Genomic DNA, 24,853 nt, shown 5'->3' with positions numbered 1-24,853 from the left:
TAGTACAAAATAAAGCTGCAAACATCTTTTTGCAGCTTTTTATTTATAAATCTGTTATGATTTTAAATTATTAATTCTTAATCCATTTAAAAGTTTTACTTGCATTATCCTGAGTAACGCTTACCATATATAGTCCTGTAGTTATAGTAGGTTTGATGATTTGTGATTCACTCACCGTGGTGGTAAGTAATTCTTTACCTGATAAGGTGTGTATACTTATTTGAGCGTTTTCTAACTTCATACCATTAAAACTTAAGTATTGCGATGGGTTTTGAGTTATATTTAAATTACTTAAGTCATGGTTATCAATGCTAAGGGTACTTACCGTTACACAGTCTGATAATTGAGTACAGCCATTGAAGGTGACTTCTACAGCATAATCACCTATAGTTGTAGGAGAATAAGAGCTAGATGTAGCGCCCGTTATTGCTCTATTATTTGCGCAATCTATCCATCTGTAAGCAGCGCCAGACTGCTGTGAGGAAAGAACACCATTATTTTCTGTTACTGTAAGATCCATTATAGGTGTTAAAGTTACTGCGCTAGAAACCCAGTTAGAACTAGTACCTGATAATGCAAAGTTGAATAATGTGCCAGAAGAAAGCCCTGACGAATCTGTTAGACTGGTTATAGTAGTGTTAGAAGCGCTAGCGTTTCCTTGATTAAATTTATAGTAAGCCTCTATTCCTGAGGCAGATTGACATATTTCATTACTCATAGAGGTGGATATTTCAGTTTGTGTTCTTGCTACATTCCATATTCTTACTTCGTCTAATTCTCCTGCAAATGTTAGGTTTGTGCCACCAGGTACTCGGCGACCTATTCTTAAATCAATTCCTGTAGTAGGAGTATCAACGCTAGATAGGTTTCCTGTACCTACTTGCAGTCCGTCTATATATAGAAAACCTGTGCTATTATTTAATACAAATGCGACGTGTGTCCACTGTCCCACAGGAACGACTCCTGTAGAAGATGATAGGTTTGCATTAGTTCCGCCAGAAAAGAAGGACAGGCCTCTATTTCCATTGACCATAAAAGTGTTTCTAGCTCCTGCAGCATTTACTCCATAATCTAATATGGTTAGGTTGGTGCTAGGAGCGCTAGGACTTATGTAAATCCATGATTCAAATGTTCTGTTTGCACTACCGGTTACACCTGCGTATGTGGTCTGGACATAATCATCTGTAGCGTCAAAACTAAGGGCGTTTTGTGTTTGACTTTGAGCGGTTGTGCATAAAAAAAGTAGGAAAATTTGGGCTAGTTGTAGTTTTTTTTTCATGGTTGTTGGATATTAATTGGTTATTAATCATAATGATACGTATTTTATATCAAAATTTTGACTTCATTAATATTAAAAATTTACCTGTAAATAATATTATATTTTATGTAGTGGTTTTTTACCAAAATCAATTTTGTGAATGGTGTATTTTAAGAATATATCATTTCTTTCTTTTTAAGAAAGTCCTTTGTCTATTGAGGCAATGTTATGCTAGAAAAATGCTGTATTTGATTAATGAATAGATATTAATGAGTGTAAGGGTATCGAGAATTTAAGGTAGAATAAGCACCAATTTATAAAGAGTTGTTTTAGTGAATCTCCTTAGGATTACTGTGTCGAGTGTGACGTAGTTTCTCGCTTATGTGAATATGGACTTTGTCATTTCTAAAAAGAAGGAATAAAAAGACCTTAGCGTTAACTAAGGTCTTGTTGTGGGCCCACCTGGGCTCGAACCAGGGACTTTCTGTCCCGATAGCTATCGGGAGAGTCAGATTATTTAGTTTGTTTTACGATTTTGTCACGTAATTCTTCATACTTCATTAAGTTCTCGATGTACGTTCTGCTTTTCATTCTTTTGATTTTCTTTTCTAATCGAGTGGCATGTGCATAATCATCACATTGTATAGTTAGTTTTATTTCCCAATCATGAGCAGTAGCTGTAAATTTTCCTTTACCGTATTTGCCTTGATTGTGTGCACTGAGTCTTATTTCAGGACTCTCTTGAGTAATACCTACATAGAATTTATTCAATTGTTTGCTAAAAATGATATAGAGCCACGCCATATATGAATAGGTATTAAAATAAAAAAGACCTTAGCGTTAACTAAGGTCTTGTTGTGGGCCCACCTGGGCTCGAACCAGGGACTTTCTGATTATGAGTCAGATACTCTAACCAGCTGAGTTATAGGCCCAATAAGATAATAGCTGGTAATATCTTATCTAAAAAGTCTGCAAATTTAATCAATTATTAGATAACTGCAAACTTTTATTCAATTTCTTGGCATAATTCTACAAGAACTCCATTTGTTCCTTTAGGATGTAAGAATGCTACCCATTTATTATCCGCACCACGTTTAGGTTCTTTATTGAGAATTTGAAACCCTTCTTTTTCTAATCTTATCAGTTCTGACTTAATATCTGTTACGGCAAATGCTACGTGATGTATACCTTCTCCCTTCTTTGCGATGTACTTTGCTATAGCACTGTCCTCACTAGTCGCAGCAAGAAGCTCTATTTTATTATCACCACTTTTAAAAAAACTTGTGTCTACAGATTCACTCTCTACGGTCTCTGTTTTATAAGGTTCACGCCCTAAAAGTTTTGTGTATAATTCATTTGCTTGATCTAGATTTTTAACTGCAATTCCTAAGTGTTCTATTTTTCCAAACATATTATTTACCTTTTGTAAGGCAAATTTACTATAGATAAGGTAATAGAACGTATTTCTATAGTCATATTAACTACTGGTCTATCAACTATTAATGAGGAACAACTTACCTTTGCAGCATGGAAGAAAGTAATAGACAGAAGAAAATAGCCGGAATTTTACAGGGAGACCTATCTACGGTTATTCAGGACGTGATGAGAAAGAATGCTGTAAACAATCTTATAGTATCAGTTACTAAGGTTACTGTTACTCCAGATTTAGGTTATGCAAAGGTGTACCTGTCTGTTTTTCCAGCAGAGAAATCTGTTACAGTTGTTAAGGAAATAGTAGAAATGGGTCATGAGATACGTTATGAAGTGGCTGCAAAGGTGCGTCACCAGTTTAGACGTATGCCAGAACTACAGTTTTTTAATGATGACTCTTTAGAATACATGGATCAAATAGATCGTGAACTGAGAGGAGAGAATAACCCAATCGATAATCCAGACCTTCTACCACGACGTAAAAAGTCTTAGTGAATTTTTCTCTTTACATAGCGCGACGTTACCTCGTTTCAAAAAATGGCAAAAACGCCATTAACATTATCAATATCCTTAGTTTTATTATTACTGTAGTAGGGACTGCGGCACTATTTATTGTGCTTTCTGGCTTTTCAGGACTCAAGGATTTTAGTACAGAATTTTCAAATTATTTTGATCCAGATCTTAAAATTTTACCGGTAAAAGGTAAGACTGTTTCTATTCCGCTTTCGCGAAAGCGAGAACTTGAAAAAATCCCTGGAGTAGAATTAATATGTGCTGTTATAGAAGAAAAGGCGTTTTTGAACTATGAAGAGAAAAACGACATAGCTTTTATAAAAGGGGTTCCTGATGATTATGTGAACATGATCCAGCCAGATTCTATTTTATATTACGGTAGCTGGTTATCTAAAAGCGATGCACAAGTAGTAGCAGGATACTCACTAGCTTCTCGATTATCACTTACTGTAAATAACTATGGTAGTTACATGCAAATTATGGTGCCTAAACCAGGTACTAATGCTATTAATAAATTAAATATAAGTAGTTCATTTTCTAGAATGGATGCCATACCTGTAGGAACTTTTAGCGTTAATGAGGCACTGGATAGCAAGTACATTTTTACAAGAATAAGTGCAGCACGACAATTATTACAAATGGACGATTCTACAGCTAGTGCTGTTGAGGTAAAATTATCTCCTACGGCAAGCGAGAACGATGTGCGCAGGGCGATTAATGATGTTTTTAAAGAGCCTATTAAGATTAAGGATAAATTCCAGATGAATGATGCGCTTTATAAAATGCTTAATTCAGAAAATCTAGTCGTTTATTTAATCTTTACACTGGTCTTAATCATTGCGTTATTTAATGTAGTAGGTAGTATTATCATGATGATTCTTGATAAGAAGAAGAATATGAAAACCTTGTTAGACCTAGGCGCACCGGTTGCGTCATTGCGCAAGATATTTTTTATACAAGGTAGTCTTATGACACTTTCTGGTGGTGTGATAGGTCTTGTTATAGGAGTAATATTTGTAGTGTTACAAGTGGAGTATAAACTGGTTTACATAGCACCTGGTTTACCTTATCCGTTTGCGATGGATTTTTGGAATGTGATTATATCTCTGGCAACTATTACCGTATTAGGAATAATCGCCAGTTATATAGGTTCTAGAAGAATAAATGATCGTTTGCTTTCTCAGGCAAAATTATGATCACCGAATTTTGCTAACACTTCATCAAAGGCAGCAAAAACCCCAGCAGAATCGTCACTAGTGACCATTTTCATGCGGTATTCTTTAAAATTAGGTATCCCTTTAAAGTAATTTGTATAATGTCTACGTGTTTCAAAAACACCTAGTGTTTCTCCTTTCCAGTCTATAGCCATTTGTAAATGTCTGCGAGCTACTTCTACACGGTCTGCCATAGTAGGTGGCGCCATGTGTGTTCCATGCTCAAAGAAATGCTTGATCTCGTTAAAAAACCATGGATAACCTATGCTAGCACGTCCTATCATGCAGCCGTCTAGACCATATTCATCACGCATTTTCATAGCAAGCTCTGGTGTGGTAACATCTCCATTACCGAATATAGGGATATGCATGCGAGGGTTGTTCTTCACCTCTGCGATGGGTTTCCAGTTTGCGTTACCTTTATACATCTGTGCTCTTGTACGACCATGGATGGATAAGGCTTTAATACCTACATCTTGTAGACGCTCTGCGACTTCTACTATTCTTATAGAGTCGTCATCCCAGCCTAATCTTGTTTTTACAGTAATAGGTAAAGAGGTGTGCTCTACCATAGCCTTAGTAAGCGACACCATAAGATCTATATCTTTAAGGATACCTGCTCCAGCACCTTTAGAAACTACCTTTTTTACAGGACAGCCGAAGTTGATGTCTATAATATCTGGCTTTGTGCGTTCTACTATCTCTACACATTGTAACATAGAATCTAGATTTGCGCCAAAAATTTGGATCCCTACAGGTCGTTCACTTTCATAAATATCTAGTTTCATGGTGCTTTTTGCAGCATCACGTATAAGACCTTCACTAGAAATGAACTCTGTATAAACCACATCAGCACCGTTTTCTTTACATAACGTACGGAAAGGTGGATCGCTCACATCTTCCATAGGTGCAAGTAGTAGTGGGAAATCTGGTAATTCTATGTCGCCTATTTTAACCATGTTGTTAGGGTAAGGATTGAATGAAAATTCCGCTTTCGCGAAAGCGGAACTAGTAAAATCTTAATTTAAATTTCTTAAGCTATTTCTTATAAGCCAGCTTTTCTGAGCGGCCTTTTTTGAAAATGTTATTGCTGTTGTAATGTCCTGCTCTCAAAGCTTTTTGCTCTTCATAAGGCAGCTTAATAATATCATTACATTCTTCACTACAACAGTTTTCATACTTCTCTTTGCAAGAATCGCACTGAATAAATAGTAAATGGCAGGCGTTATTTTCACAATTAGTATGTGTGTCACAAGGAGCACCACATTGATGACAGTTAGAGATAATCTCGTCACCTATCTTTTCGGCAAGTCTGTGGTCAAAGACAAAGTTTTTACCTCTGAATTTATTCTCTAGATTTTGTTCAGTTACCTGTCTGTGGTATTCTATAATACCACCTTCTAGTTGGTAAACGTCCTTAAAGCCTTTGTGTTTATAATAAGCGCTAGCTTTTTCACAACGTATACCACCAGTACAATACATGACTAGCTTCTTGTCTTCTTTATGGTCTTTAAGTTTATCTTCTATATAATCTAAACTGTCTCTAAAGGTGTCCACATCTGGAGTCCAGGCATTTTTAAAATGGCCTATTTCTGACTCGTAATGGTTGCGCATATCCACTAGAACTGTATTAGGGTCGTCGATAAGTTCATTAAAAGCAGTCGCGTCTACGTGTATACCTTTATTAGTAACGTCAAAGCTCTGGTCCTCAAGTCCATCTGCGACTATTTTTTTACGAACTTTTACTTTGAGTTTTAAGAAGCTCTCGTTATCGTGCTCTCTTGCGATATTTAAACGTACGTTTTCTAAGAAATCAATACCGTCTAAAAAGGTTTTAAATTCTTCAAAACGATCTCCAGGAACAGATAGTTGTGCATTAATACCTTCATGAGCGACATAAATTCTCCCTAGAACATCCATGGGATGCCAGTGAAGAAATAGATGATCTCTAAAAAGTTGTGGGTTACCGATCTGGTGATACTGATAGAAAGATATGGTAAGGCGTTCTTTTCCAGCCTCGCGTATTAATACACGTCTTTCTTCAGCACTTAGTTTGTTGTACAGTTGCATGCTATAAACAGTTTATGTGTTGAAAATTTTTTGCAAAGATACTGAGAATTAATAAAAGACTAAAAGCTGTATTTGATCCATTAAAAGAGTTATTTCAACTACTTATTGATGGTTTTTAATATTAGTTTCAAATTATCACTACTTTTTAACCCTAGAAATTACTCTAGAATCTAAAACAAAATTATATGAAATTAAAATTACTCTTAACAACTATGGTAGTATTCACCTTTGGACTTATTGCTCAAGGACAGTCTACTATTAATATAACTACTTCTGGTGGTAGTTTTGGATCAGAAAAATGGGTTAGTATAACCGACATGGCAGACGGTGCAGGAACTCAAATATGGGGTCAAGGTGATGGGACTTATGGAAATGGACAAGGACTTATTAATCAAAATATTGCTATAGCTCCTGGTACTTACTGGGTGAACTGTTATGATAGATATGCTGACTCTTGGGATGGTACGACCATAGATGTTACTGCTTATAGTACTTCTATAGGTAATAACGGTGGTGTATCGCCAGATGATGGTACTAATGTGGACATTGATTCATCTTGGGAAACTCCAGCTGATGAATTAGAGGCTTCTTTTATGATTGTTGTTCCTAACCCACCAGCTTGTTTACCGCCTACTGATTTGAATGTAAGTAATTTTTTACCGGATAGTGCTCAATTATCTTGGTTATCTGGAGGTAGTGGAGAAACTTCTTGGGATATAGAACTAGGTGTTGATGGATTTACTCCAACAGGAAACCCAACTGACATAGCAGTGTCTAATCCATTTATTGCTACGAATCTTACAGCAGAAACTTCTTATGAGTATTATGTACGTGCTGATTGTGGTGGTGGTTCTAGCGTATTTTCTGGACCGTTTTCATTCACAACAACTTGTGATTTTATACAACCAGATTATAATGCAGATATGTCTGTAAATGTACCTAATTGCTGGGAAGAGGCAGATAGTGGAGATGTGACTACTGGACCTTCTGATCTTGGTGCTGGTACATGGACTTCTTCAAATCATAATGGCACATCTAGTAATAGAATTAACTTGTATCAAGCGACTAGAAGTGACTGGATTATATCGCCTATTTTTGATTTATCTACTGCTGCACCTAGTGAATTAAATGTGTACGTAGCTTTAACAGAAGGCAGTACTAGCGGTTCTGGTGCAGACTTAGGATCTGATGATAGAGTGAGTTTATTAATGACTATTGATAACGGTACAACATGGACCGAAATGCAAGCCTGGGTACAAGGAACCGTACCTACAGACATAGGTGAAGAAATTACTTATGATTTATCTTCAATTACTGGTAATGTGCAATTTGCATTTTTGGGTGATGAAGGTACAGTAGATGATATTGAGGATGTATATTTTCATGTAAGTAAATTTCAAGTTAGAGAAGTACCTTCTTGCCCAGACACTGCAAATCTTGCTTTAGCAAGTTTTACTTCTTCTGATGCTGTAATTAATTTTGATAGTGGTAATGCTGCAAGCGCAGGTAATTATGAATATGCTTTAATGGACACAGCTACTGCAGCACCTGTAGTTACAGGAGCATGGTCAGATGTGGCTGGTAACATGCCTAACGTTACCTATACAGTGATGGGACTTACTGCAGATACAGAATATTTCCTTTACGTTAGAGAGGTTTGTGCAGCAGGTGATGAGAGTCCATGGACTTTAAATGCATTAAATTTTACTACTTTATGTGATCCGGTTACTTCATTTCCTGTTATAATAGACTTCACCTCAAATGTTCCTAATAATTGTTGGGATGTGGCTGGTAATGGTGAGATAGTAGATGGTCCTTCAGGATTCGGTACTTCAGACTGGAGAGATAGTAGATCTTATCTTGATTTTTCAGGTACTTCTGTACCTAGTAATGCGATCAACCTTTGGCAAAATGTGGATAGAGAGTGGCTTATTTCTGAACAATATGACATGACAGGTACGAGTAATGATGTACTTACTGTAGAGGTGGCAGTAACTAATTGGAATAGTACAAGCGTTCCAGATACTATGGGATCTGATGATCAGGTAGATTTACTTATAACTACAGACGGTGGTACTACATGGACTTCTTTACTAACATGGACGGTTGCAAACCAGCCTGCAGTAGATGGAACTAGAGCAACTGTTGATTTAAGTTCTTACAGCGGTACAGTTCAATTTGCATTTCTTGCTAGCGATGGGGTAGCAGATGATTTAGAAGATTATGATTTTCATGTAGGTAGATTCATTATAGATGGTACAGCTGGTAATGAAGATGTTTTTGAAAATAATTTATCTCTTTATCCTAATCCAGTAAATGGCGATGTAGTTACTCTAAATATGAATGGCTCTAGTGCACCTTCTTTAGAGGTTGCTATTTATAACTCTATAGGACAGCAAGTAATGACTCGATCATTTGACCAAGTAAGTAATACAATTAATATTGATAATATTTCTAGTCTTTCTACAGGTATGTACTTTGTGAAAGTAGTTAATGGTAATTCTCAATCTACTTTGAAATTTATAAAAGAGTAAGAATGTAGTTTACACATTTAATTTATTTAGAAAAGGGAATCTTGTAATGAGATTCCCTTTTTTTATGCCGTTCTATTTGTTGTTGTTCCGCTTTCGCGAAAGCGGAATTATATCATAAAATCATCTATGAAATAAGTTGTTTTGATCTGATAAGAAAGTCACTTCTATTTTTACAAGCTAATAAGAAGGTAGCAACTTAATTTAAACAGATGAGCAGATTTATTAGGTGTTTTATGTTGTTAGATCGAGTTAAATAAGATTAGTTCTATAAAAGTAAACAAGGGTAAAAAATGAGTAAATTTTCTTTAACCAAAGGTAATTATTGTGTTGATAAACGTTGATTTAAGTGTTTTAACAAAAATTTAAGTTTTATTGAAGTGAATCAAAAACATTTTTCTACTTTAAACAGCTGATTAATAGATTAAACCAAACCAACATGAAAATAAAATTACTATTAGTATTACTTCTATCAACTCTGATTAGTACAGCTCAATTTACGGAAGGTTTTGAGTCGGCAATTCCAGCTACTTGGACAGTTATTAATAATGGAGGTGCAAATGGGTGGATACAAGAGTCAGGACCGAATGGAGGTGCTCAAGAAGGAACTGCGGTTGCTTCAATTGAATACAATTCTTCTTCCCATGATGATTATTTAATTACCCCTAGTATAAATGTTGTTTCTAATGTTAATGACAGAATGAGCTTTTATGTAAAATCACGTTCATCGACTTTTTTAGAATCCTATGAGGTATTGTTATCTACGACTGGTGTCACTGATACAGATTTTACGGTTGTTTTGCAGTCATCTCAAATTGCGTCAAATTCTTGGACACAATTAGAATTTAATTTATCTCCTTACATAGGTCAAACAGTTTACGTGGCTCTAAGAGCTACAGGAACAGATGAATTCCAGTTATTTGCAGATAATTTTGTGAATGATGGTAACCCAACTTGTGTAGAACCATCTATTTTAAATGCTGCAAGTATTACAGCCATATCTGCTAATTTAGGCTGGACTGCTGCTGGAAGTGAAACTTTGTGGGATGTTGAATATGGAGCAGACGGTTTTACACAAGGAACAGGAACAACTGTTGCAGCAAATTCTAATCCTTATACATTAAATACACTTACTGAATCTACTGATTATGATTATTATGTAAGAGCAAATTGTGGTGGTGGTGATGTAAGTGCATGGGCTGGTCCTTTTAGTTTTTCAACGCCAGCATCTTGTTTAATACCAACAGCACTTGATGCTGCAAACATTACGTCTTCATCTGCTGAACTCTCTTGGGCGAGCGGTGGTAGTGGAGAATCATCTTGGGAAATAGAATATGGCATAGATGGCTTTACCCAAGGTGCAGGAACTACTATTACTCCGGCAACTAACCCAGTAAGTACAACAGGATTAATGTCTAATACTGATTATGATTATTATGTAAGAGCAAATTGTGGAGCTGGCGACTTTAGTGAATGGGTAGGCCCATTTAGTTTTACAACTCTTTGTGCTGCTGAAATCCCAGATTTTTTAGAAGATTTTTCTTCATACATTCCAAGTTGTTGGGTAGAAGCTGTTGATGGCGATCCTGTAAATGGTCCGAGTTCTTTAGGCTCTAGTAAATGGGCTGAAGAAGAATTTGCACATTTGTCGTCATCAGGAAATGGTGGAGTAAATATAAATATCTATCAAACTGACGATATAGAGTGGTTATTATCACCACAGTTTGATTTAAGCGCTGGTGGATACGAAATTAATCTCGACGTAGCTTTTACTAACTATAATGCAACTACACAAGGTGTTTTTGATGCTGATGATGATGTGAGACTGCTTTATACATTAGATGGAGTTACTTGGACTACTATTGTACAATGGAATGCGGCAAATGGAAATACACCGGCGGCTGCTGGTGAAACTTTTAATGCTGACTTATCTGCGATCACAGGATCTAATGTTCAGTTTGCAATTTATTCTGATGAAGGAGCTACGGCATCTGGTGATAAGGATTTTCATATTGATAATTTTCAAGTAAGAACAATACCTTCTTGTCAAGAACCTACAGTTTTAACAGCTTCAAACATTACGGCAACATCTGCCTACCTAGGATGGACTGTTAGTGGAAGTGCGGAAACGATGTGGGATGTTGAATATGGTGTTGCAGGCTTTACTCAAGGTGGAGTAGCAAGTACAATAATAGATAACACATCAAATAATCCTTATAATGCAAGTGGATTAACCGAAAGTGCAGATTACGACTTTTATGTTAGAGCACACTGTGGAGTTGGTAATGAAAGTGCATGGGCAGGACCTTTTAGCTTTTCTACTCCAGCATCTTGTTTAATTCCTACAGCATTATCTGCTGCAAATATTACGGCCACATCTGCAGATCTTTCTTGGACTAGCGGTGGTAGTGGTGAAGCATCATGGGAAATTGAATACGGTGTTGATGGCTTTACTCAAGGAGCTGGTAATGTTATTACTCCAGCTACTAATCCTTATAATTTAAATGTATTAACATCAAATACAGCATACGACTATTATGTAAGAGCAAATTGTGGTGGTGGAGATTTTAGTGAATGGGTTGGTCCTTATAGTTTCACAACTCCTTGTGTAGCTTTTAATATTCCCTTTACTGAAAATTTTGATAGTTCAACTACTGGAAGTTCTTCTAATACAAATGCTCCTGATTGTTGGAGTTTTATAGATTCAGGATCTGGTTATGTTTATATTTATGATAATTCTGCGACAAATGTTCAATCTGGAGATAAGTCTTATCGTTTTTACAATGGATTTGATTCTTCTGGAGACTATATGCTTATTTCACCTAAAATAGCTGAGTTAACTACTGACGGTGTACAAGTACAGTTCAGTGCTAAAGGAACTAGTAGTGGGCAAGAACTAGAATTAGGTACAATTACAGATCCCAATGATGCTTCAACCTTTACAGTTTTAGTTACGGCTACTTTAACATCTTCATCTTTTGAAAACATAGAAATAAATATTCCCACTAGCACTGATTCTTATTTTGCAGTAAGACATGGTCAGACAAGTACATTAGATTCTTATTATTTAGATGATTTTAGTTTTAATGCACTACCATCTTGTGTGCCTCCTACAGCATTATCTGCTGCAAATATTACGGCAACATCAGTAGACCTTTCTTGGACTAGTGGTGGTAGTGGTGAAGCATCTTGGGAAATAGAACATGGCACTGATGGATTTACTCAAGGAGCAGGAACAATAGTTACTCCGGCTACTAATCCTTATAACTTAACTGGATTAATAGCAAATACAACTTATGATTATTATGTAAGGGCAAATTGTGGAGCAGGTGATTATAGTGAATGGGTTGGACCTTATAGTTTTGAAACTTCTTGTGAATCAAAGGTTCCAGGTTATGTTGAGAACTTTGATTCATACGTCCCTGATTGTTGGGAGGAAGCAACTGGTGAACTAGATGCTTCACTTAATATTGGTTCTTCAAGTTGGGCCTCTGATGGTTTTGCAAATAACGGAACTACTGGAGCTGCAAGGTATAATATGTACACTACGACCACTGGTCAATGGTTGATTAGTCCTCCGATTGATTTAGGCATTGGAAACAGTAATCAATTAAAATTTGATATTTCTGCAACAGATTATGCAAGTTCTACTTTTGCTGCTTCTTTTGGGGTAGATGATATTGTAAATGTTGTTATATCAACTGATAATGGCGCTACATGGAGTACTTCAAACGTATTACAAACATGGACACAAGGTACAACTCCTAGTGTAGCAGGTGATGCCATTTCAATAGATTTATCTGCTTATTCAGGACTGGTTAAAGTTGGTTTTGTTGCAAAAGCTAGTTCTTCAATTGCATCAGATTGGGATTTATTTATTGATAATTTTGAAGTTAATGCTGGTTCGCAAGACTACATTTGGAATGGAACATCTTGGAACAATACTCCAGAAGGTAATATTACTTCAAATGATAACATGATTATCCAATCTGGTAGTATGCCCTCATTAACAGGAGCTATTAGTGTTAATGACCTAACTATAGAGACAGGTGCGTCTTTAGAAGTAGATAATGGAAACATAACCGTCTCAGGAGATTTAGTTAATAATGGGACAATCTCTGGTTCTAATGAAGTTGTATTTATAGGTGCCGCTGAAGTCATTACAGGAACAGGAACTATGAATAATCTTACCGTAGGTTCTACAGGAGCAATAGTTGTTGCTGGCCAGCAGTCTATATTAGAACAGTTAGATGTTATTTCAGGAGGATCCTTATCTGTAGATGCCAGTGGAGATCTTACTCTAGTTTCTAATGCCATGGGAACAGCAAGAGTAGATGCTGTAGATGCAGGTTCTATAACAGGTAATGTAAACGTAGAGCGATACATACCAGCAGGAAACAGAGCATTTAGATTCTTGGGTTCTACAGTGTCAGGAGCAAGTGTTTTTGATAGCTGGCAAGAAGCAGGTAATAATTCAGCTGGATTTGGAGTACAGGTTACAGGTACTGCTGGTACAGTAGGTACTGTAAACATAAATGGGCATGATGAGACTGCTACAGGAAATCAAAGTTTGTTTAAGTGGGATAATAGTTTACAATCCTGGTCTGGTGTTGCAAACACTAAAACAGAAATTCTTAATGCAGGTGATTTCTATCGTGTATTTGTAAGAGGTGATAGAATGAATGATCTAAGCGCAAGTAATCCATCTTCTACAGAAACTACATTAAGGGCAACTGGGACTTTAATGACAGGACCTATGACAGTAACTCCTGGTACTTCAATGGGTGAATTCTTTGCTCTATCAAATCCTTATCAGTCTAAGTTGTCTATGTCAGTAGCTACTACAGCAGGTGTTGCTGCAGACATGTATTATTGGGATCCTAATGTAGGACCACGTGGTACATATTCTACTATTAGTATTTCTGGTGGTGTAGGTACGATAGGTAATGCGACTAATGTGCTAGAACCAGGACAGGCAGTGTTCTTTGCAGATTCTGGTACGGGCGCTTCTATTACTTTAGCAGAATCAGATAAAGTAGGAGGTAATAATAATGTTAATGTATTTAGAGCTACACCGCTTCAACAGGCGTTGAGATTAAAAATTTACCAAACGAGCCGTTTTAATAACAACGAGACAGCAAGTGATGGGTTATATATAGATTTCGACACTGCCCATAATCTAAATTTAGATTTAAATGATGCTGTTAAATTAAATGGACTTAATGTGAATATGGCTATCGCCAAAGCAACAGGAGAATTATTATCGGTAGAAAGAAGAACATTACCTGATGCAAATGAAGTAGTAGGGTTAAATGTGACCAACTATTTAACTACCGCATATACTTTTAATGCAACCTTAGATATCTTGCCAGGTGTAACAGTTTATTTAAAAGATACTTTTACCGGTGTGATAACAGAAATAGTGCAAGGAAGATCTACTGCTGTAGATTTTACAGTAGATCTAAATGACGCTCAAAGTATAAATGCAGCTAGATTTGAAATAGTATTTCAACGATCAACGTTAGGGAATGATGATCATTTGTTTACTAATTCGATAAATGTGTACCCTAATCCTGTAAATGGTGACTTAATTTATATATCTTTAGGCTCTCTTACAGAAGAAAAGGTGCAAGTGACTTTATTTAATACATTAGGTCAGCAAGTGATTTCTAGGGACTTCAATAGTAATTCTAATAATACCATTAGATTAGATCGCCTTTCTAGTTTAGAAAGTGGACTTTATATATTGAACATCTCAAACGGGATGGAAACGGTAACGAGAAAGATAATTTTAAATTAAAAAATAGGGAAATGAAAAATAACAAGTATTTAGTTTTAGCAGTTTTTATATTAGTAGGAACAATAGCTCATGCGCAAGCTCCTGGTTTTGTAGATGATGTAGAAGATACTGCACCGATTCCTGGTTTGCTATTAGCGGTTTGCGCTGCAATAGGTATTGGGGTAGCAAAATTAAGAGCAAAAAAATAATCTTAAGTTATTCAATTGATAATAAAAAAAAGGGAAATCTTAATTCAAGATTTCCCTTTTTTTATGTTTTATGGTTGGATATTAGTTTCGCTTTCGCGAAAGCGGAACTTTTATAAACATCGTTAATAACCTAATCTCTATCCTATTGTTTCTACTTTATCTAGGCCGTATTTTTACCTAAAATAATTACAATGGCAGACGATAAAGAGAAAGAAGCAAAATTAAAAGCCCTTAAATTAACCCTTGATAAGCTGGATAAGGCTTACGGTAAGGGAACGGTAATGAAAATGGGTGATAAGCAAGTTGTTGAGGTAGAATCTATTTCTACTGGTTCACTTGCCTTAAACGCAGCTTTGGGTGTAGGTGGTTATCCACGAGGTAGAGTTATTGAAATTTATGGACCAGAATCTTCTGGTAAAACAACTTTAACCTTACACGCAATAGCAGAATGTCAAAAAGCAGGTGGTATCGCAGCGTTTATTGATGCTGAGCACGCTTTTGACCGTTTCTATGCAGAGAAGCTAGGTGTTGATCTAGATAATTTAATTATTTCACAACCAGATAATGGAGAACAAGCTCTAGAAATTGCAGATAACCTAATACGCTCGGGAGCAATAGACATAATAGTAGTAGACTCTGTAGCAGCACTTACTCCTAAAAGTGAGATAGAAGGTGAGATGGGAGATAGTAAAATGGGTCTTCATGCTCGTTTAATGTCACAAGCACTAAGAAAACTTACAGGTTCTATTTCTAAAACTAACTGTACGGTTATATTTATTAATCAATTACGTGAGAAAATAGGTGTAATGTTCGGTAATCCAGAGACTACAACTGGTGGTAATGCCTTGAAATTTTACGCTTCTGTAAGACTAGATATAAGAAGATCTACACAAATTAAAGATAGTAGTGGTGCCGTGTTAGGTAACAAGACTCGTGTAAAAGTGGTAAAGAATAAAGTAGCACCACCATTTAGAATGGCCGAATTTGATATCATGTATGGTGAAGGTGTTTCTAAACTAGGAGAAATTATCGACTTAGGTGTTAATTATGAAATCATCAATAAGGCTGGTTCATGGTTCTCTTATGAAGATACTAAACTAGGACAAGGTCGCGACTCTGTTAAGACTATTCTTAAGGATAATCCAGATCTAGTAGAAGAGTTAGAAGTTAAAATTATGGATTCTATAAAGGCTATAAGTAACTAGTCTTTTACCTATTATAAACTTTAAAACCGCTCTCTTTAAAAAGAAGCGGTTTTTTTTATAACTAGACGCAACCTTTTATATAAGTGAGCATCTATAATGTATAATACTGAAAATGAAGATGAGATTAAAATTTATTATGATTCTTGCACTAGCAATAATCACCCTTAATAGTTGTAGCATAGATGATGGTAATAGCAATGCTATCATCAATTATGAAGCGCTAGCTGTAGAAAGTGTAGACCTGCCACAAGCGTTTACCTTCGGTGATGTGCATGTAATTCCTGTCACTTTTGATTTTACTAATAGCTGTCAGAACTTTGCAGGCTTTGAAGTAGATTCTAACTTAAATGAAAGAGTCATTACCGTGGTAGCATCAGTTAGTAACGGTAATTGTCTTGATGAGGTAGTTAGAACAGAACAAAATTTAAGATTTTTAGCAGCAAGTAATGGGACTTATGTATTTAAATTCTTTACCGGATTTGATGTAAATAACCAACCTACTTATTTAGAATATACAATACCTGTAGAAGAATGATTGAATTTTAAAGTGTGGTCTATAAAAAGATAGTTTCATTATGTCAAAAAAATGATCCTAAAGCCCAAAGAGAACTCTATGAAATGTTCTCACCTAAGCTTTATGGATCCTGCTTAAGATATGCTCCTAATGAGCAAGAGGCACAAGACATTTTGCAAGATTCTTTTATAACCATATTTAAAAAAATAGATCAGTTTAAATTTAAAGGTTCTTTTGAAGGCTGGTGTAAAAGAATAACGGTAAATACAGCCTTGCAAAGGTATAGAGGTACAAAAGTATTTGACTTAGTTAATGAAGATCAAATAGAAGATGTAGAAGCCGTTGAGGTAGAAGAGTCTGATGACGTACCACTTAAAGAGTTACTTTTTATGGTACAGCAGTTACCAGAACGATATAGACTGGTCTTTACTATGTATGTAATGGATGGATACAGTCATAAAGAAATAGCAGAGATGATGAAGATTACCTTAGGTACGTCAAAATCTAACCTTGCTCGAGCAAGGCAAAACCTGCAAATAATGGTTAAATCATGGCGAGAATCGCATAATTCTAACGCCAGTTAATATGAGTGATAAGAAAAATATAGATAGACTTTTTCAAGAAGGTTTTAAAGACTTTGAGGTGAAACCACCTTCTATGGTCTGGGATAATATTGGCCAAGAAATAGGTCATAATAAAAAGCAAAAAACTATTTCATTATGGTGGATTCTAGGTGGTGTTGCTGCTGGACTAGCTATATTATTTACATTCATTTACACCGGTGTAGATAACGATAGTTCAATTAATGACAGTTTACCTATTGTTAACACTCAAGAAAATGTAAGAAAGAGCAATGATTCTCAAATAAAAACTGAAACTAAAGATGTTGATAGTAGTCTAGAAGCACCAACTTATAGTAAAGAATCAATTAAGGATGTACAATTAGTAACTAAGGATCTTGATTCTGAGCAAAACGGTTTAAATAATTTAAATGAAAACCCTGTTAGTGATATGAGAATAAAGACTCAAATAAACGCTCCTAAAAAAGCGAGTAATTTATTAACTGCTGGTAATTCTTCTACTAAGAGTGATTTAAATAAAAATACGGTAATAAATACATATTCCAGTCCGTCCAGAACTGGAGCTAATGATAGATATAATAAAACTCCTATTGCTCAAAATAATAATCAATCTGTTTTAGCAACTCAAAGTGATAATTCTCATGTAGTAAATGACAATTCTAACAAGGTAAATTCGATCACAGAAAATAATTCTACGGCCTTGAATACGGCTGGTAATAAAGCAGGTATTACTGATAGTCCTAAGAATAAAGTAGACGACATTCTAAATAAAGATGCCTTAGACAGTGCTGTCGCAGCAGTAGATTCCATTAAGAAAAAACTACCTACTCTAGAAGAAATAGCAGCAGAAGAAGAAAAAGAAGACAGTTTAAATGTAGCTGTGTTTAAAGGAAAATGGGCAGCAAGTACACAAGTAGGGCCTGTTTATTCCAATAGTTTAAGTGGTAGTGCTATAAACAGTGAAGTAATCGATAATAATCGCGATGCAGGGCTCAACCTGAGTTATGGTATAGGATTAAGCTATGAGATTTCTCCTCGATGGAGTGTAAGAACTGGTCTTAATCAAGTAAACATGACTTATAGCACACAAGATATTAATTATCAGGTAAATGTAGACATAGCTAGTCGCGGTCAGTTTCTTCCACAGGCTTATTCTTCTAGTGCTATAACGAGTGCAGTGGTGACTAATGCTAGCCCACTTTCTAATGATGCTTTAGATACTGGTTTTGCAGTGCAAGAGTTAGTAGATAGTCAGTTACAAGGCTTTAAAGGAGAGCTTTCTCAACGATTAGGTTACATAGAAGTACCGCTAGAACTTAGATACAGTTTGATAAACAACAAATTTAAGGTAAACGTATTAGGTGGTATGAGCGCTTTATTTCTAACAGATAATATGGTGACTGTTCAAAATGATAATCAGCGATTAGAGTTAGGTGAGGATGGTAATTTTAATGAATTCAACCAGAGCGCAAACTTTGGATTAGGATTAAGCTATGACTTTACATCTAAATTAGGTGTGTTTATAGAACCTACATTTAAATATCAATTAAGTACCTTAAGAAATAACGTTGCAGACTTTAAATCCTATACCATTGGGGTACAAAGTGGTGTGGCATTAAAATTTTAAATCACTAGCAGTCATTGTGAGCTAGTTAAGATTTCAGTGAAAAAGAAAAAGAAGAATATTGAGGTTGGTTATTGAAACTCAATTTTTGCAATGATGATGAAAAACCGTTTCCGTGCCATGGAGCGGTTTTTCTATTTTAAGCCTTTTCTAGAGAGTGAAGAATGATGTTTCTTACGCTTTCGCGAAAGCGTGCCTTATCCTCCATCACCTTCATACCTACCGTCTCAATAGGGGCATGAGTTTCTGCTCTCATAATCCCAGGACTACCTCCCCAAAAGTGGAAAGGAAATCGTTTTTTATTATCGTATAAAGTAACTGGTAATAAAGGTATTTGATGCTCTATGGCTAGTCTAAATGCACCATCCTTAAAAGGATCTAAAACCACATTTAAATCGTCAGAAACGCCGCCTTCAGGAAAGATACAAATCCCAACACCATCTTGCATGCGCTGTCTAGCACGATCAAAAACCTCTTTTCTACTTCTAGGATTTTTTCTATCCACTAGAATACAAGTACGCTTATAGAAAAAACCAAAAACAGGAATCTTAGAAAGCTCTTTTTTACCTACAAAGACAAAAGGGTTTTTAGAGATCAACAACATCATCATAATGTCAGTCATACTCGTGTGGTTGGCAACCAGCATATAACTTTGATTCTTTTTCATGGGTTGGGCACGCTTAATAACTGGCCAGAAACCCATTCCATAGATAATTATTGCCGACCAAAATCGAGCTACCTTAAAGAATAAATGATACGTTTTTTCTGAAATAGTAAGCAGTACCAGTAAGGGAAACATAATAATAATAGGTACACCCATTAAAATATAAAACCATACTCGGTACAAAGGCATCAATATGTAGCGCATCCATTTCAAGGTATCAAAAATAGAAGAATTTATGACTTTATGGACATCTATTTCTAAGGATCTACTTAAAATAATTGACCTCTTGATATTTTATAAAGCTTTAACGTCCTTTCCATTGTGTTGATCGCTTTTTACTATTTATCTTTGATCCTCAATTAAAAACAATGGCAAGAATACTTACTGGCGTTCAATCTACTGGAACACCGCACTTAGGAAACCTTCTAGGAGCAATTTTACCAGCGATTGAAATGTCTACAAATGAAGAAAACGATTCTTTTCTTTTTATTGCAGACATGCATTCCTTGACACAGATTAAGGACGGAGATTTATTAAGAGAAAACACCTATTCTACAGCAGCAGCATGGCTGGCATGTGGTTTAGATATCAATAAAACCGTTTTTTATAGACAAAGTGATATACCGCAAGTAACAGAATTAAACTGGTACCTTGCTTGTTTCTACCCATTTCAAAGGCTAACTCTAGCGCATAGTTTTAAAGATAAAGCAGACCGTCTAGAAGACGTAAACGCTGGTCTTTTTACCTATCCTATGTTAATGGCTGCAGATATTTTATTGTACGATGCAGAGATTATTCCTGTAGGTAAAGATCAATTGCAACATATTGAGATTACAAGAGATGTTGCTGGTAGATTCAATAATAAAATGGGTGAGACCTTTATTGAACCAGAAGGTAGAATGATTAAAGAGGGCATGCTTATCCCAGGTACTGATGGTGGTAAGATGAGTAAGTCTAGAGGTAATTATATCGATATATTCCAGACCGATAAAAAATTGCGTAAACAGTGTATGTCCATAGAGACAGATAGTACACCTTTAGAAGAACCTAAAGATCCAGAAACTTGTAATGTTTTTGCATTATATAAGTTAATTGCACCAGAGCAAAAGATACAGGAATTGCGCAATAACTATGAGGCTGGTAACTATGGTTATGGACATGCAAAACAAGCACTTTTTGAAGCACTTTGTGACCGATTCAAAGATGCCAGAGAACGTTATAACTATCTTATGGATAATAGACATGAAATAGATGAGGCACTAGAAGAAGGTGCTTTTAAAGCACGTCATATTGCAAATGATGTATTAAAACGTGTACGTAGTAAAGTAGGGTATTAATACTTGAATACTTTTTATAACAAAGCCTGTTCTAATATTTAGAACAGGCTTTGTTAATATATTCTTTTCACAAGAGTGAACAAATCAAAAATCTCCAATCGTTAATCAGATATCTTTAATCTTTAAGCAAAAAGCCCAGTTAACTCGGCATCAATTTTATTAATAATACCACCTAGATCTTCAGGATTGTTTACAAAATCGATATCATCTACATCGATTATTAATAAGTTACCCTTATCATAACCATGAATCCATGCTTCGTAGCGCTCATTTAAGCGGCTTAGGTAATCTATAGAGATCGTGTTTTCATAATCGCGACCACGTTTATGAATTTGGCTCACTAGATTAGGTATAGAACTGCGCAAATAGATCAATAAATCAGGGGCAGCAACTACCTTTTCCATAAGGTCAAATAAGGAACTGTAATTATCAAAATCACGTTGAGATAACAATCCCATCGCATGTAGGTTAGGTGCAAATATGCTTGCATCTTCATAAATAGTACGATCTTGGATGATTTTATTTCCACTCTCGCGTATATCCAGCACCTGACGGAAACGGCTGTTTAAGAAATAGACCTGTAAATTAAAGGACCAGCGCTCCATATCTTGATAAAAATCTTCTAGATATGGGTTTTCTAAAACATCCTCAAATTGAGGTGTCCATTTATAATGTTTTGCAAGTAAGTTAGTTAGGGTAGTTTTACCAGCACCTATATTTCCGGCAACGGCTATATGCATCTTTATTTCTTAACAGGATTGATCTCATAAACGTCCACACGTTTATCATGCCAAAGATAAAGTTTTCCGCCCTTTAGATAAAGGGTTTTAATGTCCTTTTCTAAGATGGTGATGGTTGCGATCTCGCTTTCGCGAAAGCGGAACGTTTTATCTAACTTATAAACCTTAATTATACCTTGTTTAAGTATAACTAGACTTTCAAAATCATAATCTATAAGTGTGGCATTTGCTATAGCTAAGGAAGAGGTTTTACTACCGTAGGAATTAAATGTTTCTATAGAATGATCACTCAGCACATGACAAAAATTATAATCACTGTATAATTGAGATGTAGTTTCTTTTAAAACAGCAGTGCTTATTAGAGTCTTGTTATTAATGTAATCGTATAACTCTAGACGGTTTTGGTCCAGATCGTGTAACCATAAACGGCGCTCGCCGGCTAGTCTAGCGTGTTCTATAAATCTGCTAGGTGTTAGTTGATTTAAAAGAATACGCTGCTTTTCATTAAGCCTATTATCTAGTAAAACTATGGTTTGAGTGTCTTTATAGAATAATAAAATGCTTAATGGGTTGATAAGATCTACCTCAGTTAAATCGCCTAATTGTAGGTCATAGAATTGTGTGACCTCTTTATCATTTTTCTTGAAAAAGGCATCGTTTTTACCATAATAAAAAGCGCCAAAATCATCAAGACCATAGAAAGAGTCTGCCGTAAGATTAAAACCTTGATCTGTTTTTTGAGCCCAAGAAAGCGAGCTTATAAAAAGTAAAAAGAATATCCATTTCATAAAAGCAAAGTACAACTAACTAAGGACTTTTATAATATGATTCTATTTACTTTAATAACTAGTAATATTAACTAACGACTATTTTACGGCGCCATTAATTTATATCCATAACCACGCACGTTAACTATTTCTAACTGGTCGTCTTGCGCTAGTTTTTTTCTCAACTTAGTAATAAATACATCCATACTACGGCCAGAGAAAAAGTCATCATTACCCCATAGTTTTTTAAGAATAAAAGTACGGTCCAGTACTTTATTTTTCTTTAAAACTAGGTGATATAATAAATGTGATTCTCTATGAGTCAATTTAGTAACCTCTTCTTTATAAGTAAGTTGTTGTTTTGGAAAATTAAAAGAATAGTCGCCTAGTTCATAAATAGCAGCGGTTTTTTGAACCGTCTGTCTACTCAATAGGTTTTCTATGCGCACTATAAGTTCTTCCATAGAAAAGGGTTTTTTAAGGTAGTCATTACCACCTACATGAAAACCTTCTAGAACGTCTTCTGTTTGAGATTTTGCGGTTAGAAAAATGATAGGAATTTCTTCATTCTCTACGCGTATTTTCTTAGCAAGTTCAAAACCGTCTAGTTGCGGCATCATTACATCTAGTACCAGTATGTCTGGTTGTTTTTCATGAAAAGCATCTAGTGCTAGTGCACCGTTTTCTTTATGTCGTACACTAAAACCTCTAGTCTCTAGACTTTCTTTTACGATCATTCCTAATGCAGGTTCATCTTCGGCTAGGATAATGTCTATGGTGGTATTTTTATTCATGAGGCATCGTGATTTTAAAAGTGGTTTGTGGTTGTGCAGCAGCAGTAATCGTACCGTTGTGTTTTTCTATAATAGATTTAGTATAAAATAAACCGATACCGAATCCTTTTACATCGTGTCGGTTTCCTTTTCCTACTCGGTAAAACTTGTCAAAAATAAGTTTTACGTCCTTATTGCTTAAATTCTGTCCATTATCGCTAACAGTAATAATAGTGGAATTAGAATTGTTTTTTAAATCGACTGTGATCTGGTCACCACCGTATTTTATTGCGTTATCTATAAGGTTATTAATGGCATTTTCTAGGTGAAAAGCATCGGCAGTAATGGTGATGTTTTTATCTAACTCGTTAAATGTAATTTTTTTAGAAGTTTGATTTTGATGTTTTTTAATAATTACATCTATCAATTCATTAATCTCAAAAGCACTTTTTTGTAGCATGAGATCTTTGCTGTCTAGCGTGGCAGTTTCTAATATGCGCTCTACCATACCATTTAATTTTACTAACTGGTCGCGACCCATACTTAAATACCGATCGGTTTTATCGAGATCTCCACTATTTGTAAAGCTTTGTACACCTTCTAGTGCTGCGCTAGCAGTAGCGATGGGTGTTTTAAACTCGTGTGTAATGTTAGAGATTAAATCGTTTTTCATCTCGCCTAGAGCTTTTTGTTTTTTAATTATCTGTAATAGATAAAAGAGACAGAGAACAACTGCTGCGATAAGAAGCGCGCTTAATAGAATACCGGTTATATTTAATTTAAAGATGGTCTTAGATAGACTAGAATAGGTAAGAGTTAGCGCCTGATTTCTGGGTAATAATTCAGAAGACGCACGCAGAGCATTATTTTTCTGTAGTGGAAATAAAGAATCAACTTGTTGTTTCTTAATCAACATAAGATCAAAGTTGACATTAATCTTTCTTCTGTCTAAATTAGAATTTACTAAACTATCTAGTCGTTCTAAGTTCATGCTCTCTTCCTTGATACTTAAAATCATTTTTGAATTGAGCTCTGCTACTGCTTTTTGTAAGTTTTGAGTATCGGCAAAAAAGGTCTGTATTTCTAGTGCAAAGTTATTATCTGGTTGTGCGTTTATCTCATAATTAGGTAGATTCCATAGATCTTTAACAGGTTCTATTTCATTAAGAGTAGACATGTTTGCTCCATTATACAGGAATATTTCTGAAATATCATCCAGAGGAATATCGTCAAATTTAAAACCGTTGTAACCCAGACTTCGACTAAGAGTATCGGTATCAAAACGTTCAAACATATCCTTAATATAAGGATGTTTATTAGTAGTTTTTTTAACCATTATACCTATGTTATTATCCTTTGCAAGTAAGGCATAGTAAGTATCTACGCTTTCATCGAGACTATTTTGAAGTTCAACAACCAGCTGGTCTTCAGAGTCTTTTAGGTTAATGTAATTAAGATAGATCTGTATAGCTAGTGTAGCAATTACTACCACACTTATTAAAACTAGAAGAAAGTGATATTTTCTATCATTCATAATTTCAAAGGTGCGCTATTCCTACTATACATAGAAGTGGGTTAACATATATTAACGCAACTTAACCCTGACAACTATAAAAATAGTTGATATTTGAATAACTAATTAA

20 protein-coding genes and 1 tRNA gene are annotated in these 24,853 nt (G+C 35.4%); 10 read left to right on the top strand and 11 right to left on the bottom strand.

Translation table 11 applies throughout. From position 1 onward, the window contains the following. Nucleotides 1-70 precede the first annotated feature (70 nt). From ACJJVJ_RS09895 to mce, 4 genes are all read right to left on the bottom strand, one after another. Nucleotides 71-1,279 (bottom strand): LamG-like jellyroll fold domain-containing protein, encoded by a 1,209-nt coding sequence (locus ACJJVJ_RS09895; RefSeq protein ID WP_405370073.1) that lies wholly within the window; start codon nucleotides 1,277-1,279, stop codon nucleotides 71-73. Between the two features lie 492 nt (nucleotides 1,280-1,771). Beyond that, complete coding sequence (locus ACJJVJ_RS09890; RefSeq protein WP_405370072.1) at nucleotides 1,772-2,062, bottom strand: GIY-YIG nuclease family protein; 291 nt, start codon at nucleotides 2,060-2,062, stop codon at nucleotides 1,772-1,774. Nucleotides 2,063-2,116: 54 nt separating this feature from the next. Further along, a tRNA-Ile gene (locus ACJJVJ_RS09885) sits at nucleotides 2,117-2,190 on the bottom strand. A 74-nt stretch (nucleotides 2,191-2,264) separates the two neighbouring features. Continuing rightward, nucleotides 2,265-2,669, bottom strand: coding sequence for a methylmalonyl-CoA epimerase (gene mce, locus ACJJVJ_RS09880; protein ID WP_104514271.1), 405 nt, complete (start codon nucleotides 2,667-2,669; stop codon nucleotides 2,265-2,267). Between the two features lie 116 nt (nucleotides 2,670-2,785). Between mce and rbfA the strand changes: the two genes are divergently transcribed. Then, nucleotides 2,786-3,181, top strand: coding sequence for a 30S ribosome-binding factor RbfA (gene rbfA / locus ACJJVJ_RS09875; protein ID WP_104514272.1), 396 nt, complete (start codon nucleotides 2,786-2,788; stop codon nucleotides 3,179-3,181). Further along, nucleotides 3,181-4,398, top strand: a complete 1,218-nt coding sequence (locus tag ACJJVJ_RS09870; protein ID WP_104514273.1) for an ABC transporter permease — start codon at nucleotides 3,181-3,183, stop codon at nucleotides 4,396-4,398. The genes rbfA and ACJJVJ_RS09870 overlap by 1 nt, the downstream gene beginning before the upstream one ends. On the opposite strand, the gene dusB is transcribed toward ACJJVJ_RS09870, so the two are convergent. Both dusB and ACJJVJ_RS09860 read right to left on the bottom strand, forming a co-directional pair. After that, nucleotides 4,383-5,375 (bottom strand): tRNA dihydrouridine synthase DusB, encoded by a 993-nt coding sequence (dusB, locus tag ACJJVJ_RS09865; RefSeq protein WP_104514274.1) that lies wholly within the window; start codon nucleotides 5,373-5,375, stop codon nucleotides 4,383-4,385. The two genes, ACJJVJ_RS09870 and dusB, sit on opposite strands and share 16 nt — an antisense overlap. A 79-nt stretch (nucleotides 5,376-5,454) precedes the next feature. Beyond that, nucleotides 5,455-6,486 carry a rhodanese-related sulfurtransferase gene (locus tag ACJJVJ_RS09860; protein WP_405370071.1) on the bottom strand — a complete coding sequence of 344 codons (1,032 nt, stop codon included), beginning with the start codon at nucleotides 6,484-6,486 and terminating at the stop codon, nucleotides 5,455-5,457. A gap of 185 nt (nucleotides 6,487-6,671) precedes the next feature. Here ACJJVJ_RS09860 and ACJJVJ_RS09855 point away from each other — a divergent pair, with 185 nt between their 5' ends. From ACJJVJ_RS09855 to ACJJVJ_RS09825, 7 genes are all read left to right on the top strand, one after another. After that, entirely contained in the window at nucleotides 6,672-9,020 is a 2,349-nt protein-coding gene (locus ACJJVJ_RS09855; RefSeq protein WP_405370070.1) for a T9SS type A sorting domain-containing protein, read from the top strand. Between the two features lie 436 nt (nucleotides 9,021-9,456). After that, on the top strand, nucleotides 9,457-14,817 hold the full coding sequence (locus ACJJVJ_RS09850; protein ID WP_405370069.1) for a choice-of-anchor J domain-containing protein: 5,361 nt from the start codon (nucleotides 9,457-9,459) through the stop codon (nucleotides 14,815-14,817). A gap of 11 nt (nucleotides 14,818-14,828) precedes the next feature. After that, nucleotides 14,829-15,005 carry a hypothetical protein gene (locus tag ACJJVJ_RS09845; protein ID WP_405370068.1) on the top strand — a complete coding sequence of 59 codons (177 nt, stop codon included), beginning with the start codon at nucleotides 14,829-14,831 and terminating at the stop codon, nucleotides 15,003-15,005. A gap of 191 nt (nucleotides 15,006-15,196) precedes the next feature. Then, a complete protein-coding gene (gene recA / locus ACJJVJ_RS09840; protein WP_104514277.1) occupies nucleotides 15,197-16,210 on the top strand; it encodes a recombinase RecA in 1,014 nt (337 codons plus the stop codon). 118 nt (nucleotides 16,211-16,328) lie between these two features. After that, entirely contained in the window at nucleotides 16,329-16,745 is a 417-nt protein-coding gene (locus tag ACJJVJ_RS09835) for a hypothetical protein (RefSeq protein ID WP_405370067.1), read from the top strand. Between the two features lie 83 nt (nucleotides 16,746-16,828). Then, on the top strand, nucleotides 16,829-17,308 hold the full coding sequence (locus ACJJVJ_RS09830; protein ID WP_394340824.1) for an RNA polymerase sigma factor: 480 nt from the start codon (nucleotides 16,829-16,831) through the stop codon (nucleotides 17,306-17,308). 1 nt (nucleotide 17,309) lies between these two features. Continuing rightward, on the top strand, nucleotides 17,310-18,932 hold the full coding sequence (locus tag ACJJVJ_RS09825; RefSeq protein WP_405370066.1) for an outer membrane beta-barrel protein: 1,623 nt from the start codon (nucleotides 17,310-17,312) through the stop codon (nucleotides 18,930-18,932). Nucleotides 18,933-19,068: 136 nt separating this feature from the next. On the opposite strand, the gene ACJJVJ_RS09820 is transcribed toward ACJJVJ_RS09825, so the two are convergent. Further along, nucleotides 19,069-19,797 (bottom strand): lysophospholipid acyltransferase family protein, encoded by a 729-nt coding sequence (locus ACJJVJ_RS09820; protein ID WP_405370065.1) that lies wholly within the window; start codon nucleotides 19,795-19,797, stop codon nucleotides 19,069-19,071. 164 nt (nucleotides 19,798-19,961) lie between these two features. On the opposite strand from ACJJVJ_RS09820, the gene trpS reads away from it, so the two are divergent. Further along, nucleotides 19,962-20,930, top strand: a complete 969-nt coding sequence (trpS, locus tag ACJJVJ_RS09815; protein ID WP_405370064.1) for a tryptophan--tRNA ligase — start codon at nucleotides 19,962-19,964, stop codon at nucleotides 20,928-20,930. Between the two features lie 122 nt (nucleotides 20,931-21,052). On the opposite strand, the gene ACJJVJ_RS09810 is transcribed toward trpS, so the two are convergent. The 4 genes from ACJJVJ_RS09810 to ACJJVJ_RS09795 form a co-directional block, all read right to left on the bottom strand. Next, nucleotides 21,053-21,670: a deoxynucleoside kinase gene (locus ACJJVJ_RS09810; protein WP_104514283.1), complete on the bottom strand. Its 618-nt coding sequence runs from the start codon at nucleotides 21,668-21,670 to the stop codon at nucleotides 21,053-21,055. Between the two features lie 2 nt (nucleotides 21,671-21,672). Further along, nucleotides 21,673-22,458, bottom strand: a complete 786-nt coding sequence (locus ACJJVJ_RS09805) for a hypothetical protein (protein ID WP_405370063.1) — start codon at nucleotides 22,456-22,458, stop codon at nucleotides 21,673-21,675. A gap of 83 nt (nucleotides 22,459-22,541) precedes the next feature. Then, complete coding sequence (locus ACJJVJ_RS09800; protein ID WP_405370062.1) at nucleotides 22,542-23,231, bottom strand: response regulator transcription factor; 690 nt, start codon at nucleotides 23,229-23,231, stop codon at nucleotides 22,542-22,544. Further along, nucleotides 23,224-24,744, bottom strand: coding sequence for a sensor histidine kinase (locus tag ACJJVJ_RS09795; RefSeq protein ID WP_405370061.1), 1,521 nt, complete (start codon nucleotides 24,742-24,744; stop codon nucleotides 23,224-23,226). The genes ACJJVJ_RS09800 and ACJJVJ_RS09795 overlap by 8 nt, the downstream gene beginning before the upstream one ends. Between the last annotated feature and the right edge of the window lie 109 nt (nucleotides 24,745-24,853).

Origin of the sequence: Nonlabens sp. Asnod2-A12 (assembly GCF_045063745.1) — a bacterium.
GTDB classification, from domain to species: domain Bacteria; phylum Bacteroidota; class Bacteroidia; order Flavobacteriales; family Flavobacteriaceae; genus Nonlabens; species Nonlabens xylanidelens.
The sequence above is the reverse complement of the archived record's forward strand: the minus strand, read 5'-3'. Positions and strand labels throughout refer to the sequence as shown.